12 protein-coding genes are annotated in these 13,904 nt (G+C 33.9%); 1 reads left to right on the forward strand and 11 read right to left on the reverse strand.

The features are described 5' to 3' along the window. Nucleotides 1-67: 67 nt before the first annotated feature. The 7 genes from MKY60_RS19760 to MKY60_RS19790 all read right to left on the reverse strand — a co-directional run bounded on the left by MKY60_RS19760 (nucleotide 68) and on the right by MKY60_RS19790 (nucleotide 9,897). Nucleotides 68-3,070, reverse strand: coding sequence for a restriction endonuclease (locus MKY60_RS19760; protein WP_340930986.1), 3,003 nt, complete (start codon nucleotides 3,068-3,070; stop codon nucleotides 68-70). 12 nt (nucleotides 3,071-3,082) lie between these two features. Beyond that, complete coding sequence (locus MKY60_RS19765; protein WP_340930987.1) at nucleotides 3,083-4,945, reverse strand: site-specific DNA-methyltransferase; 1,863 nt, start codon at nucleotides 4,943-4,945, stop codon at nucleotides 3,083-3,085. A 3-nt stretch (nucleotides 4,946-4,948) separates the two neighbouring features. Further along, nucleotides 4,949-5,767, reverse strand: coding sequence for a PD-(D/E)XK nuclease family protein (locus tag MKY60_RS19770; RefSeq protein WP_340930988.1), 819 nt, complete (start codon nucleotides 5,765-5,767; stop codon nucleotides 4,949-4,951). Beyond that, on the reverse strand, nucleotides 5,760-8,351 hold the full coding sequence (locus MKY60_RS19775; RefSeq protein WP_340930989.1) for an ATP-dependent helicase: 2,592 nt from the start codon (nucleotides 8,349-8,351) through the stop codon (nucleotides 5,760-5,762). The genes MKY60_RS19770 and MKY60_RS19775 overlap by 8 nt, the downstream gene beginning before the upstream one ends. A 139-nt stretch (nucleotides 8,352-8,490) precedes the next feature. Then, nucleotides 8,491-8,889, reverse strand: coding sequence for a hypothetical protein (locus tag MKY60_RS19780; protein ID WP_340930990.1), 399 nt, complete (start codon nucleotides 8,887-8,889; stop codon nucleotides 8,491-8,493). A gap of 23 nt (nucleotides 8,890-8,912) precedes the next feature. Next, nucleotides 8,913-9,245: a hypothetical protein gene (locus tag MKY60_RS19785; protein WP_340930991.1), complete on the reverse strand. Its 333-nt coding sequence runs from the start codon at nucleotides 9,243-9,245 to the stop codon at nucleotides 8,913-8,915. A gap of 115 nt (nucleotides 9,246-9,360) precedes the next feature. Continuing rightward, nucleotides 9,361-9,897, reverse strand: coding sequence for a hypothetical protein (locus MKY60_RS19790; protein ID WP_340930992.1), 537 nt, complete (start codon nucleotides 9,895-9,897; stop codon nucleotides 9,361-9,363). A gap of 220 nt (nucleotides 9,898-10,117) precedes the next feature. Here MKY60_RS19790 and MKY60_RS19795 point away from each other — a divergent pair, with 220 nt between their 5' ends. Beyond that, nucleotides 10,118-10,633 carry a hypothetical protein gene (locus MKY60_RS19795; RefSeq protein WP_340930993.1) on the forward strand — a complete coding sequence of 172 codons (516 nt, stop codon included), beginning with the start codon at nucleotides 10,118-10,120 and terminating at the stop codon, nucleotides 10,631-10,633. Nucleotides 10,634-10,943: 310 nt separating this feature from the next. Here the strand turns inward: MKY60_RS19795 and MKY60_RS19800 are convergent, their stop codons facing one another. From MKY60_RS19800 to MKY60_RS19815, 4 genes are all read right to left on the reverse strand, one after another. After that, nucleotides 10,944-11,786 carry a hypothetical protein gene (locus tag MKY60_RS19800; protein WP_340930994.1) on the reverse strand — a complete coding sequence of 281 codons (843 nt, stop codon included), beginning with the start codon at nucleotides 11,784-11,786 and terminating at the stop codon, nucleotides 10,944-10,946. A 588-nt stretch (nucleotides 11,787-12,374) separates the two neighbouring features. Beyond that, nucleotides 12,375-12,806 carry a helix-turn-helix domain-containing protein gene (locus MKY60_RS19805; RefSeq protein WP_340930995.1) on the reverse strand — a complete coding sequence of 144 codons (432 nt, stop codon included), beginning with the start codon at nucleotides 12,804-12,806 and terminating at the stop codon, nucleotides 12,375-12,377. Nucleotides 12,807-13,406: 600 nt separating this feature from the next. Beyond that, the gene (locus tag MKY60_RS19810; protein ID WP_340930996.1) at nucleotides 13,407-13,607 is read right to left on the reverse strand and encodes a hypothetical protein; all 201 of its coding nucleotides are present in this window, start codon (nucleotides 13,605-13,607) and stop codon (nucleotides 13,407-13,409) included. 115 nt (nucleotides 13,608-13,722) lie between these two features. Continuing rightward, entirely contained in the window at nucleotides 13,723-13,851 is a 129-nt protein-coding gene (locus tag MKY60_RS19815; RefSeq protein ID WP_340930997.1) for a hypothetical protein, read from the reverse strand. Nucleotides 13,852-13,904 lie beyond the last annotated feature (53 nt).

Genomic DNA, 13,904 nt, shown 5'->3' on the forward strand with positions numbered 1-13,904 from the left:
TATAATTTAGAAAGAGCTGACCAAACTAATATGGCCAGCTCTTTAAGATATAACTCTTTTTTTAATATTAATCATTCAAGCTCAATTGTTTAGCTTCTTTCACATCCATCCAATCGTAGCTGGATGAAGTTACAACTCTATAGTTCACTCCAATTTTATCAAAATATTTCATTGCACATTGAATTTTTCTCTTTTCTTGTGGAAAACGAAGGTCTTCAAGGTTTACATTCCCTTTCGTTTCCCTTATTAATTCGAGCTTTAACTTACCCTCATACCTTCTAACTATCGCCCAATCGGGGTTATAGTTTCCTATTATTTTCGGTAGCATGATTTTGAACTTTGGAGGAAACTTAAAGTACAAAATCGTATTGTTTTTCTCAACATCTGGTTTGATAAGATTTTCAATAAAGTCTCGCTCAACATCAGAGTCTATTTGTACTTTGTCATATAGCCCAGCTATTCCAGCTTCAATCAGTTCCCTTTGAGGCTGTTTAACCATATTTGGGAAGAGTGTATCTAATTCATACACTTCTGTGTTATCATCAATTTCAAACTCAATGTTTCTTACGATATGGTCACTTAATGTAATGCGAATTTCATTAAGAAAAGTTGAAATCCATCCTTCTGGATTATAGAAGATTTTTTCTTTTTGCTCTGTAGTTAGTCGCTTAAAAATCTCAACTATTGTTTTTTTCGTTAAATTAGTTTCATTGGCAGTTCGAGAAATAAAATCGGGAATCGGATAAGTAGTTTTCTCAGTCTGTTCAATTTGTTTTTTAGGCTTTTCTGCTTTTTCGGTTTGAAATTTAAAAGGTTCAATCTTCTTGACTGTAATTTCATTTGCAAACTTTACATATGGCTCTCCATACAGCTCTCCTATACGTAGAACCTTAAATCCACGTAATCTCTCATCCTTTGTTTTTTTCTTTAATTCATCATTAACCGACACTACAAGCTCGTATTGGTTTTTCTCACCCCTTGAGTCATCCATTTCTATTTTAATTTTTGCATTATCGCCTTCTACCGCAGTAAGAGAAATTTTATAATCACACATGATAAAACGACCTCTGGTAACTTCTATTAGAGGGGAAGGGAATTTAGCATTATGAAGCCTTTCAACACACTGTTCAATTAACTTCTCGGTCTCTACAGAAACTTTATAACTCATTTTTTTGTTAAGTTTTTTCCAAAACTCTTTAAATTCTTCTGAGTTATAGATATCATCTCTTCTATTTACTTTGCTTGGTTCAGGTGTCCTTGGTGCAGGAGGAGCACTAACACCATCCTCAATGTATTCTTGCTGTAATCGAGAAACGAATGATTCATATTGTTCATTCGCTATGACAGTCAAAATATTAATGTCATGATTTTCTGCTCTCTTCCCTTCTTGATTAACGGATAGTCGTAAACCACGTCCAATTTCCTGGCGTTTTTTCATAGAGGAATTTGTCTGATTAAGCGTACAAATCTGAAACACGTTCGGGTTATCCCAACCCTCTTTTAAAGCAGAGTGAGCGAAAATGAATGAAACTGGTTCTTCAAAACTTAACAATTGTTCTTTATCTTTCATTATGAGTTCAAAAGCCCGTTTTTCCATTTCACGCTGTTTATTATTTTTCCCCTCAGTATCTACAGCCTCATCATCGGAAGAGTCAACCTTTGGCTTAGCAAAGTAACCTTGTCGGACTTCATCAGGTGACAAGTTTTTAAATTCTTCGTAATGATTTTTTATTTGCTCAAAGCTCTCATCAAAAATCTTTTTTATTAGACCGTCAGGAGCTGTGAAATTCTTTACCCTATCAATAAAAAATAAAGACAAAACTTTGATTCCTTGAGCTTTCAGGGTTTGTTGACGTTGCATATGTACACTTATAGTTCTTTCAATCTGTGCTCTGAAGATACTTTCCTTAGAAAGCATAGAATCACTCGCTGATAATGTAATCCCGTTCTCAAAAGTAATTAATTGTTCTTCTTCATTTCGACCATATCGGATATCTTCAACTCTGAAATGCTCATAATCAGGATTCTTTGTCTTGCTGTGTAAATCATCTCCTTGCTTTAAGACAATATCTCTTTCTACCAATTGACCTTTTTCTAAAACTAAGGCTTTTAATACAGCAGAAATGGGATTTCTTCTTACTTCCAGTAGTCGGAGTACCTTTTCGTTCAGATTGCCTAATTCAGAAACTCCAATCACTTCAATCTGTTTAACCAAATTGTTTCTAAAGGCATCAATTGGTGTCAGGCGGTAAATTAAATTAGGCGTTTCTCGATGTGTTGCGGAATACCTTAAAACAAACAAAGGCTTCAATGTCCGTATCGCTTCTTTTGCCTTGCTTGTTTCAAAATTTTGAGCTTCATCCAGAATGACAATTGGTCTTGTAGCTTGTATATATTCATAAGGTTTCCATTCACCTTGAAGTTTTTCTGTATGTTTATAAATATTATTACTTGCCTTATTAAACGAATCTATAGTCATTACCATCACTGTTAAATCATTACTATTTGAGAATGTATTCAACTCACCCAATTTCGTACTATCATATTCTACAACTGCAACATCTTGATTATCATATAATTGGCGAAAGTGATTTCTCATTGTTTTTAGAGACTTGACTACTCCTTGATAAATAGCAACACTCGGAACAACAACAATAAATTTTGTGAACCCCAAACGTTTTTTTAATTCATACATTGTCCGAATATACACATAGGTCTTACCAGTACCAGTTTCCATCTCCACTGTAAAGTGAGGAACACGCACAGAGTCATTCCCCGTCACTTCCATACCCATTCCATCATCTACATATAGGTCATCTGAAATATCTAACTCACTACCACGACTTTCCTCGCTATTTTTCTCCTGAATTTTTTGGAGATTTTCAAATAATAAAATTTCATCTAAAATTTCATTCTTAGGAAAGTTAGGTGTGACATCGTTCATTGTTCCAACTGGGAAATCAGCTTGTTCTTGGTATGGTATACTTTCAAACAAATCAACTACGCTGGAAATAGCATCTAATTGGAACTGTTGGTCTGCGTTATATTGTAAGGTAAGTTTTTTAGCCAATTAGTCCACCTCCTAAATGGTTTTGACATTCATTGATTCACTCAATATTATCTTTTCTTCGTTAGATAATGCGTTATCCAGACAAATAAATGCACTATTTCCAAAACTTGAAGATAGATATTTAGCTGTCTCAAACTTTAATTTTTCATCTAAACATACAATTAGTGCAAAAGGAATATCTTCATGCATTACAATCCAAAGTTCGTTGGAATTTTGATTTTTTAAAGTTATCGTACTGTTAAACGGAAATCCCTGTGTTAACATTATTTCTAATACAATATCCCTGACACTTGCTTCGCTTATGAATGGACTACTGTTAAATAAATCTATATTTTGAGAAAGCAAGTCAACGTCTTCTCCCGAATAATTATCCCACTTTTTTATGTTTGATTTTTTCAATTTAAAAACTTTAAATGCCATATCAAGGTCATCAATTTTTTTGCCTTGTTCTCTTTTTAATTCAGTTATCGCAAGTTTTAACCTTTCTTTTGTTACATCCGCAATGGTATCATATCCGTTTTTGTTAACTTGTTCAGGTAATTGTACCAATATGAATTTCTTATCTTTACCATCCTCACTATTAGAAGACCACACTGCATGACCAGTCGAACCTGAACCAGCAAAGAAGTCTAATACTATTTCCCCGTCTTTAACATCAGCTATGTTTATCAATCTCTTTATTAATTCGGTCGGTTTAGGAAAAGTAAATACTGTTGAGTCTCCGAAAAGACGTTCAATTTCTTTTGTCCCATGTTGAGTATAGATATCGTCAATCAATGATTGTGCTTTTGTTTTTCTAATTACGCCATTTTCATCTTTAAGATACTGTTTAGTGTGAACCGTATATGTTCCTTTTTTTGTCTTTACATATTCTAATTCACCATTTTCTAAAGCTGTTATTACTCTTTCCTTATCCCACCACCATTGTTTTTCTGGCCAAATTTCTTCCCCATTAGGCCCAGGTATAGAGTAAATTAGGTTTTTTCTTTCTCCCACACTTTTTGTTGCTTCAAGTGGATGTGTACGATAAGCTCCTCTAATTTCATAGTTGCTATCTTTACTTTTGTAATATCTCTTTATATCTTCTTCAGATAGTGGCACAAATAACTCAGGGAGATAGTTGATGTTCCTTGCATATATAATTATATACTCATGAACAGTGACTAAATATTTTTCCTTAGCTCCGCCTCCATATCTTTTTTTCCATATTATTGTATCCACATAATTTTCTTCTCCAAATATTTCATCTAAAAGTAGTTTAAGGTTAGCCTGTTCATTTTCATCAATACTTATAAAGATAAGACCATTTTTCTGCAAAAGATTTTTTGCCAGTTTCAGTCTTGGATACATCATATTTAACCAATTCGCATGATATCTTCCGCTTGCTTTTGGATTACTTGTTAATAATCCGCTTTCATCAGCTTGCCCAGTAAACTGTAAATAGGTTTCAACAGGCTCTTTATAGTTATCAGGATAAATAAAATCATTTCCTGTATTGTAAGGAGGGTCAATATAAATCATTTTTATTTTGCTTGCATAGCTTTTCTGCATCATACGCAAAACTTCTAAATTATCACCTTCAATAAATACATTGTTAGCATTCTCTTCGTTCATTCCTTCATTATTTTCTTGAACCAATGTCCCTTGAAAAGGCACAGAAGCCAACTTTCTTGCTTCTCTTTTTCCAACCCAGTTCAGTCCATAAAATTCATCTTTATTTTCGTCAATAAAGTCATCATTTAACACTTCAATTTCTTCTTTTAAAATTTCAATGTTCACATATCCATCACTAAATGCCTCTGGAAACAACTCTTTTAATTTCTCAATTCTATCTTCATCAATTCGTTCAGGTCTTTTCAATTCTTCAATTGACAATCTTTACACCTCTTCCTCTAAATTCGACTCTATTATTTCAACTTTTTCATGTTCTGAACCATAATCATCATAAAATGTTATAAAATCAGTTTGCGTTCTTCTTGAAGAAAAAGCATATTCCTTAAATGGTTCACACGAAAAACGCACATCACAGTTTCGACAAACATGAACTGCAAACGTTTTGTTATCTTGAACCTTTGAATTAAGTTTTTCAACAGAGGGTGGACTAAATTCAAATGCTTCAATCCTATCCACAACTTCTCCAAAAGACTCTAAATACGAATCTACCCGTTCTCTTTCTATCACAATTGGCACTTCTGGATTCCATTCAGATATAGCATCTTCTAATATTTGTTCACTATTATTCAAAGATGCTCTATGCTTAGCCCTTTTCAAATCATTAGTTTCACCAATGGCAATGATAGAAGTACCATCTAATTGCTGTCCCCTCACAGTTTGCCAGATATGAGCATATACATTCAATTGTCCCTCATAATCTTTTATATTGCACCTTACCAAGTCTACATCATGAGTTTTGATGTCGTACATGATTACTTTGTCGTCTTCTTTAACAACATCTACAACCCCTTGTATTGTATAGGACTTTCCAGACGGTGTTTTTTGTTGGGGCAAAGTGAGTCGCACCTCTGTATCAGAAACGTTTTCAGCCAGATTTCTGAGCTTTTTCCAATAGTGTTTCACTTGCTCCAATGCGAGTTTTTTTACATGGGGCGACAGCGAGTGTCCTCCTTCTAATCTTAACAGTTCGTAGTTTTCTTCAAATGCTTCTTCAATGAAGTTCAGCATTTGTTCATTATTCATTTGATTCACCCCTTAAAGCAATGATGTGATTATGAATATCTTCAATCGTCTGGTGGACCAGAGAACCAAATAGCATAGTTTGTGAACGAGATGGTACGAAACCATATTTCTTGAACACCATATAATTACGAGGACATTTTAAATACATTAAATAGTCACTTGTATAGGAATAAACTTTCGGTATCTCATCTTCTTTCACTTGTACAGTAGGCATTTCAGAAACTGTCACGTTAGGAATGAGAGGATATTTCATCTCTTCTAACAATTCTTTGAAAGCAGGTTCGACTTTCTGTCCCTGTCCTTTCAAATGACAAATAACGAGCATTTCTTCAGCCCTTGAGAGTGCTACATAAAACAATCTCATTGTATCAAACTCAGGAATACGTTCTAATGGTTCATTATCCCCATCAGTCAGCGGTCTAACAATCTCTTCTTCTCTCGGTACTTTTTGATTTTTCTTACCTGGATTCCCAAGAATAACATAAGGGAATTCTAACCCTTTGGATTGGTGAATTGTCAAAAAAGATACTCTTCCTTTTGGAAAAGGTGTTTCCTCATTTTCAACCTCTGTTTCACCCAACCTAAACAGTCCGTAAATGTACCTTCCAAAGAAATCGTTCGCAAGACTACCCTCAATTAATCTTGCACCTGTAATAACTGATGAAGACTGTTCCATATAACGTGAAAGGTACTCTGAAATCATCGATAGATTACTTATCGGACCTTCGTCTTTTCCGACCTCAGCGAGCTTAAACATTTGTGAAAAGTAAGGAAAACCACATAACCGATAGAATAAGTCTAAAATGTTCCAATCTACTGACGTTGCACGATTCAGAATGTATTGTAAGCTGAATGGTCTTCCCTCTTTATTCCTTTGTTCAATAATTTTGTCCAGTCTATTAGAACCCAATCCTCTAACTGTCTGTTGAGAAATTAATGGTGTTGTTGATAAGATTCGTTTGTGCTTTTGTGGTTCATAGTTATCTGTTAGTTCCCATCCATTATCATTAACCGTCTTTAATAGCCGAATATAATCATCTTTGAACTTTTGTAGTTCAACTTTTTTTGTAGTAATAAACTTATCGAGTCTTTCATCTTTACTAATTAATTCTTTCACTTCTTCCTTAATACTATCCAGCCAGTCATGATACTCCTTATACGCTCCCGAATACTCCTGTCTTTCAGGTCTCCCAATCACCTCTGCAAAAATACCTAATATCGCTTTAGCTTCTTCCACCTCTAAAAAGCGACCTGCTCGTGGGGCATATACTTTAACCCCCTGTCCCTCTAAAGCCTTCTTCATTCTCTTCACATGCTGATTGTTTTTCAAGGCTGGAAACAGGATAGCTATCTGGTTAGGGTCTTCCACCTTTTTTTCATCAATTAACTTTTTTACAAAAAGAGCAATTTCCTCTGCTACATCTTCAGACTTTGCAGGAGTAGTCGTTATTACAGAGATATCATTGTCCTGGTTATGTGACTGAATATCTTTGTCGTGAAGACGATAATAGCCGTCCCCGTTCTCCCTCACCCAGCTTACCTTGTCAATGAAGTTGGTATATGTAGCAACGATTTGCTTTTTTGAACGGTAATTGACGTTTAGCTTAATTTCTTTTGGAGACGTCAGCAAATACAACTTACTCCGTTGGGGAAACTGTACAAAATTTTCTACAGTCGCTCCTCGAAAACGGTACAAAGCCTGGTCATCATCACCAACCACACAAAGATTCTTTTTTCCATTTGCTAATCGGAAGAATAGTTGCTCTTGAATTCGATTTGTATCCTGAAATTCATCTATTACTACGTGTTGAAACTCTGATATAACATGTTCACTTTCAAGAAGTTGCTTTAACGCTCGTTGTTGAAGAAGTGAAAAATCCACCTTATTTTCTGAAGTAAGTTTATTCTTATACCAGTCATATAGCTTTGCAATTTGAAGTAATGTTTCATCCTGCTTTTCCGTTGCATGTTCTGCTATTTTTTCTATCGAAAGGTTTTCTTCTGAAAATCTATTAAAAATTGATATAACTGACAATGCTGTATCGTGCCTTGATTCTGAACGCTTTCCAAAATATTTCTTCATCTCTGCTCGCCATTCGTCTTCTTTCACGTGGATTAGTTCTTCGGTCAACTTCCAAAATGAACGAGAATTAATGAAATAGTATTGCTCTAATTCATCCATAAGGATAGGTGGCTTAACCCTTGAACGATTTTTAATAAAGCGTCTATCACCTATTATTTTCTGACAAAGTGAATGAACAGTACCTACGTACATTCTTGAAATATCATAAGGTGTTCCTGTGTGATTAGTCACTGTGCCTAATATTGTCTGTAAACCATCTTTCAGTTGCTTTGCGGCCTTTTCAGTAAATGTCGAAAGAAAGATATTTTCAGGAAACACATTGTGAAATACAATTGCATTTACTGTTCTCCATAAAAGCACCCTTGTTTTCCCTGAACCTGGACCTGCCATTAGGAAGAGAGGACCCTCTAATGATAATATTGCTTCTCTTTGCCCCTCGTTTGGTTGAAAGTTATGTATTTTAAACAGTTTTTCCAAGGTTAGCTGTTGCTGAGTATTCATATTCATCCCCTCCAAATGATAGAAATGTCCTATTTTCATTGTACCAAAAATATACTAACACGTAAGGGGAAGTAACTAATTTGCAGGATTAGTAAAATAAGGTTCTGTGTTTCTAATAAAATAAAAAGACCCGTAAAAATTACGAATCTCTTTTCAATTTCTTGAATCTGTCCTTATAATCGACAGCTTTTCTATTCACTTTCGATAATGCATTGTCCAATTCGAAATACTGTTCTTGCTCGCTCACTTCTGCTCTTTTCTTTTCTCTTGCTTTTATTCGCTTTTCAATATCTTTGCCACGCTGTCCAAGAGACTTCCTATTGAATTCAGCCATCAAACCATACTTATTTTCTGATTCTGCAAACTCTTTTATAATTCTTGCCTGTTCTAAAGTGAACAACCGCTGACCATTTATAAGTAATGGCTTTGGAATTATTCGCTTGTCGCCCATCTCCTCCAATAGGTCACTGTACTTGCACCACCGCACAACTGAATTTTGACTACGATTAATGAATGCTCCTATATCTCCTGTAGTCATATACTTGCGACCGTTAATTATCCTCATGTCTTGGACAGCTCTACATAGATAACCAACTTTTCTTTCAATTCTTCGTTCTGACGCTTGAGCTTTTCATAAGAAGTCAGGTGTTTGCGATATTCTTTCAAGTCACCTCTCTTCAGATTGGCAATTCCAGATTTAATGACTTTTATATCGCTTAGTTTAAAGTGTTGAATATTATTGATTCTTGTCGTATTGGGCAGAAATCCTTCTCTCCCTTCTTCTTTTATCAGTTTATCTATCTTTAAGAGATTGAACATAGTAGCTGGAGAACGGTCTACTTCATATGCAACTTCCCTAACACTTAGATAAATTTCGTTATCAATTCGTTTCAAAGCATTTACCTCCTTTCAATTCAAATATGATAGGGTTTTGATATAAAATTTCATATTAGAACTATGACACTTCTAATGAATATACAAAAATAGAATTAGTCATTTTGACAGTCTTTTAAATATTTATCGGGTTTTCCTCCATGAATCTTGCAATGATTTCATTAATAATCTGGTTTTTTCGCTTGTTGTGCAGAACTCCATATAACTTCAAGTAAGTTTCATGTTCAGGAAAAAGAAAGACTGATGATTGTTTTCCGCCCATCTTTTCGCTCCATGGAAGATAACTTTTATCAGATATACTCTTCAGCTCTTGTTCCTTATTCTCGCTTTTACCATCATTCTCAGTGGTTTGATTATCATGTTTATCCTTTTTGCTATAACAATGATTGCAATAAGCATCAAAATAAGCATTTTGTTTTCCAGCATTACAAACTCTGTAAGATTGATTTATGCCTTCCCATGCTTCGCCTTTTAATTTATATACAGAATGCCATAATTGACAGGTTGAACATTTTACTTGTAACTCACTCGTTTTTTCTTCATATCGATGATTAACTGCTGATTTCCCACGTTTTCTCAGGCTGGTTTGAAAAGTTTGTGGAATAGTGAGACCAAAGATTGAAACATCCTTATCATTTAATTTTAAATCCATATTCTAATATCACCTCTCTTTCTTGAATGGTCTTATATTATAGATTTAAGAGATTAATATATTCCTAAATAAAGCATTACTCTAATTAGTAAGTTATGAAGTTCTTAAATTTAGTTTTTCTTAACTCCTAAATGAATAAATAATCGTACCTTCGTTTGACAAGTAATATACTTAATTTATTCAATTATAAGATTAAAAAGCTGTACCAGGAGGATTCCAAATGAATAAAACAAGTGTATTTAATCGCCATGACTTCATTAATCATCTATCAACAAATATGTATGAAGTTTTAATTTTAAAAAAGAGTATTTCTGACGTAAGGTTAAGAAAACATCATTTAAGTTCTAAAGGAATTGGAGATGACCTTTACTATCTTACAGAAAGCTACTATCGCCAATCAGGCTTATACAAAGGAAAACACAGCATGTCTGACTTTATTAGCATAAAAGCTATAAATGCTATTGAAGAGAAGAAGATTATTGGTAACTTAAAGTTCGAGCACATGGTCCCGAAAAATTATTACATAAAACAACTGTCTGAAAAGACGTTAGACAACTCTATGAGTCCTGATTTTGTCCAAGAAGTTTTAAGTAAATATTATTATGTATGTACTGTCACTACTGAAGAGGATGCTCTACTTCACGCAACTAAAATGGATGTTGATTGGGATGGGATAAATCCTTTTTTAAGGTACGAGAGGGCAGGGATTCAATACGTAGAAAATAACGAAGTTTAGACAAAGTTAAAAATAAATAACTTACTCCACAATTTGTTCAATTGGAGTAAGTTATTCATTCTAACTTTTATTGGTCAATGATATTATGTAAAACAGTCATCTTATATATTTATAACCTTTAAAAAATTGCCACCACACATATGTCGTTTATAAGCTCTTTAATACGCTTCTCAATGCTTTCCGTGTGGTTTAATTATCTACTGCTAAAGACTGCCTATAATGGCAACCAGGGCCGCTATTGTAGTTACTATTGTGGCGTTATATTTAAGTCTATCCCCAAAACTCCTCAACTGATATCAGGAATACCAACTTAGCTTTCAACCTTAATTACTTTGGTGCTATATTCCTCCCAATAATTGTCCTCATCTCCCCATATTGAATGAAGCCAAACATACATTAGCATGACTTCGAGTAACTGCTTTTTCCTTTTCATAAATGGCTTGTCAGAGATTCTCGTATATAAGGAATCAATGTTAAAAAGATTTGACTTCTGTCTACAATCATAGTCAAACTCTTGATAATCTTCTTTGCTTTTCTTTTTATGCTTCGTTGGCCACATGGATAGGTCATTATAAAATCGATTAGCGTAGTCAGAAGCGAACGCCCATAAATTCACTTTATAAGATTCCCAAGACCTTTCAACCCAATCATTGATTTCTTTTGAGATAAATGGATAATTTGAAATTGCATCTTTTGTACTTACAATTCTGTGATGGTCTTTGATGAAATGAAATAATGACTCAGTTTGGTCTTTCAAAAAAGGATTTTTCTTTATCAGATTAGCGTAAATATCATATGAAGAGCTTCGAAAATCACTATCACTATGATAAAGGAAAAACGTATCTTCTTTTTTCAAAAGAGTTATGATAGAGCGGTGGATTTGTTTATCATGAGTTTCATAAATATTTAGCAACCAGTTCTGTACGTCTTCATCATAAATATCCAGTTGCTTTTGTAGCTTTTGAATTTTTTCGTTTTGCAACACAGTTCTCTCATCTATTGCGTTTTCGGTGAGATACTGATTAAAGTATTCAAAAACATAGTCAATCACCTTTTTTGTATTTTCCATTCTAAGTGACTTATCGAACTCATTTAGTTCGTCTTCCTTTTTTCGCTTGTATATATACTCTTCAACTCGTAACAAATGCAACACTCCTTGTTTTTATGAATTTTGGAAAGTCAGAACAAGTTCATACTTTTGCGGTAACTCTTAATAATAAATTTCATTCAAAATTATGTATACTATCAGGTAATGTACTGAATATATCATAACAAGTTAACTTGGATAACAAATTCGTTATGGGGTTTTGTTCTTTTGAAAACAGCTTGGCTGTTAGTTGAAAATTGGTTTTGGTTTTAGAGAATAAGCTCTTCGACATTTCAGGATTCTTTTGACATTTCAAGTTAATTATTGTGGATTTTTTTAACGCTATATAGGTTTATGTTTTCCGAAAGTTGCACACCTTCCAAAACCTTGATACCACTGCTCTCAAGGGTTTTAAAAAACACAAAACTTAACTTTTTCTTTTTTGACAAAAAGGATAAAAAAAACAACAGATTAGTCTCAATCTGTCACTCTTACCGTACAATATTGTTTGTTATAAATCACTATCTGGTTAGCTCATTAAACTTCCATAAATTCATTTTATTGACCATTTCGTTCAATTCTAAGATGCACAATGAATCCTCTACATATTAAAACAGAGAGAAGAACTATAAATCGCTCCTCTCTCTGCCTGTATTAACGTAATAATCTTAAAAGCCTATCAACCTTCTCAATTATTTTTATCGTATCAGTATGTTTGCTATTCTCCTGCCATTCTGAGTCAAGAATAGCTTGAATGACAGAAAGCATAGCCTCCCTTTCAGATGAAGTGGGCAATCTCCCCATAATTAGATATTCCGAAAAAATTAAGGTTTCCTGTATACTTCTAAGAGGTGCTTCTGGTATATCAATATCGATTAAGTCTGCAATTGATACATCAAGTGCAGAAGCTAAATTACGTAAGATAGGATACGAAGGTGATTTCCTACTTAGGTTTTCGAGTTTGCTGATGTAGCCCGCATCTACACCTGTCATACGTTGCACATCCTTAAGTGAATACTTTTTTTCATGCCTATAAAACCTGAGCTTTTCTCCAAAATTTCTTGGCATTTCTCTCCCTGTCTTCATACTCTCTCCTCCTCAAATATCTGCTTTTCAAGCAGAACCGCCTGTAAATTCATTCTTAATGAATTCCTGATTTTAAGAACCATATATGATAAGCAGTAAGATAGAGAACTATAACTCTAATAAAGCATGGTTAGACAAGGTATGAGTTTTAATGATATAGGTTCATTTGAATAAGAATATAACGACTACTTTGCGTCTGCTCTTCAGATAATTCAACAATGCTTTCGTATCCCTATTTCTTTTTACACGTCTTGGGCTGATAGTTGGAATCGGCATAGAAAAACGTGGTTTCCTCACAATTCTTCTTTTTTGACTCATAAGTTACCCTCTTCCTTCCTAATTAAAGTTAGAAGCCTCTTTTTGATAAGATGCGTAGAACCTTCTGATTAGCATCTTTTAAAGTTTGGTTCACCATCAGCTCTATGGGAACTTGCATTACTCGTCTATTTGGATTTTGATACTTCGTTCGGACTTTTATTTTTCGCAATCTCACTCATCCTTTTTCAACTTTTTATTTTATTACCTTGTATATCACTTTAATTTAAAGCAAATAACATTTGTACAAGCCTTCAAAGCAGGATGTACTATATAAGTTGTAAGTTATCTTTCAATCATTGCGTCAGACATAGCTTCTTTTACTGCCTTAAATTCTTCTTCTCTGGTAACTTCTTCGAAAAAACCCTTATAAACCATATTTTCTGTCCTCAGCCATTCTTTGATGTCACAATTGACAGTTTCAATCTCTGCTTGGTCAAAATATTTAGGGGTATAATCGTTAGATATTTCCTTTTCAATTTTCATGATTCAGCCTCCAGGCATATTTATTTTGTTCACCATAAAAAACTCGATATTTTTAGATATTTTTCTTAAGAATTTTCTATCGAAGTCTACATCGTTTCCCAGACTGCATTACCATTCATTCTGTAAATTTCACAGTTTGAAACATTTTAATATCATCTTGTATTTCACTTAGTTTCTCTTGGTTTACTTCAAGAGTTAGCATAAATGTGTGTGTTATAAATAGATTCGTAATTTTAAATTCCATAAACCCTACTTAAAAAATTCAGTCAATTAAAACAGTCTTGATAAAATATGAGC

The organism is Psychrobacillus sp. FSL K6-1415 (assembly GCF_038003185.1).
Classification (GTDB): Bacteria; Bacillota; Bacilli; order Bacillales_A; family Planococcaceae; genus Psychrobacillus; species Psychrobacillus psychrodurans.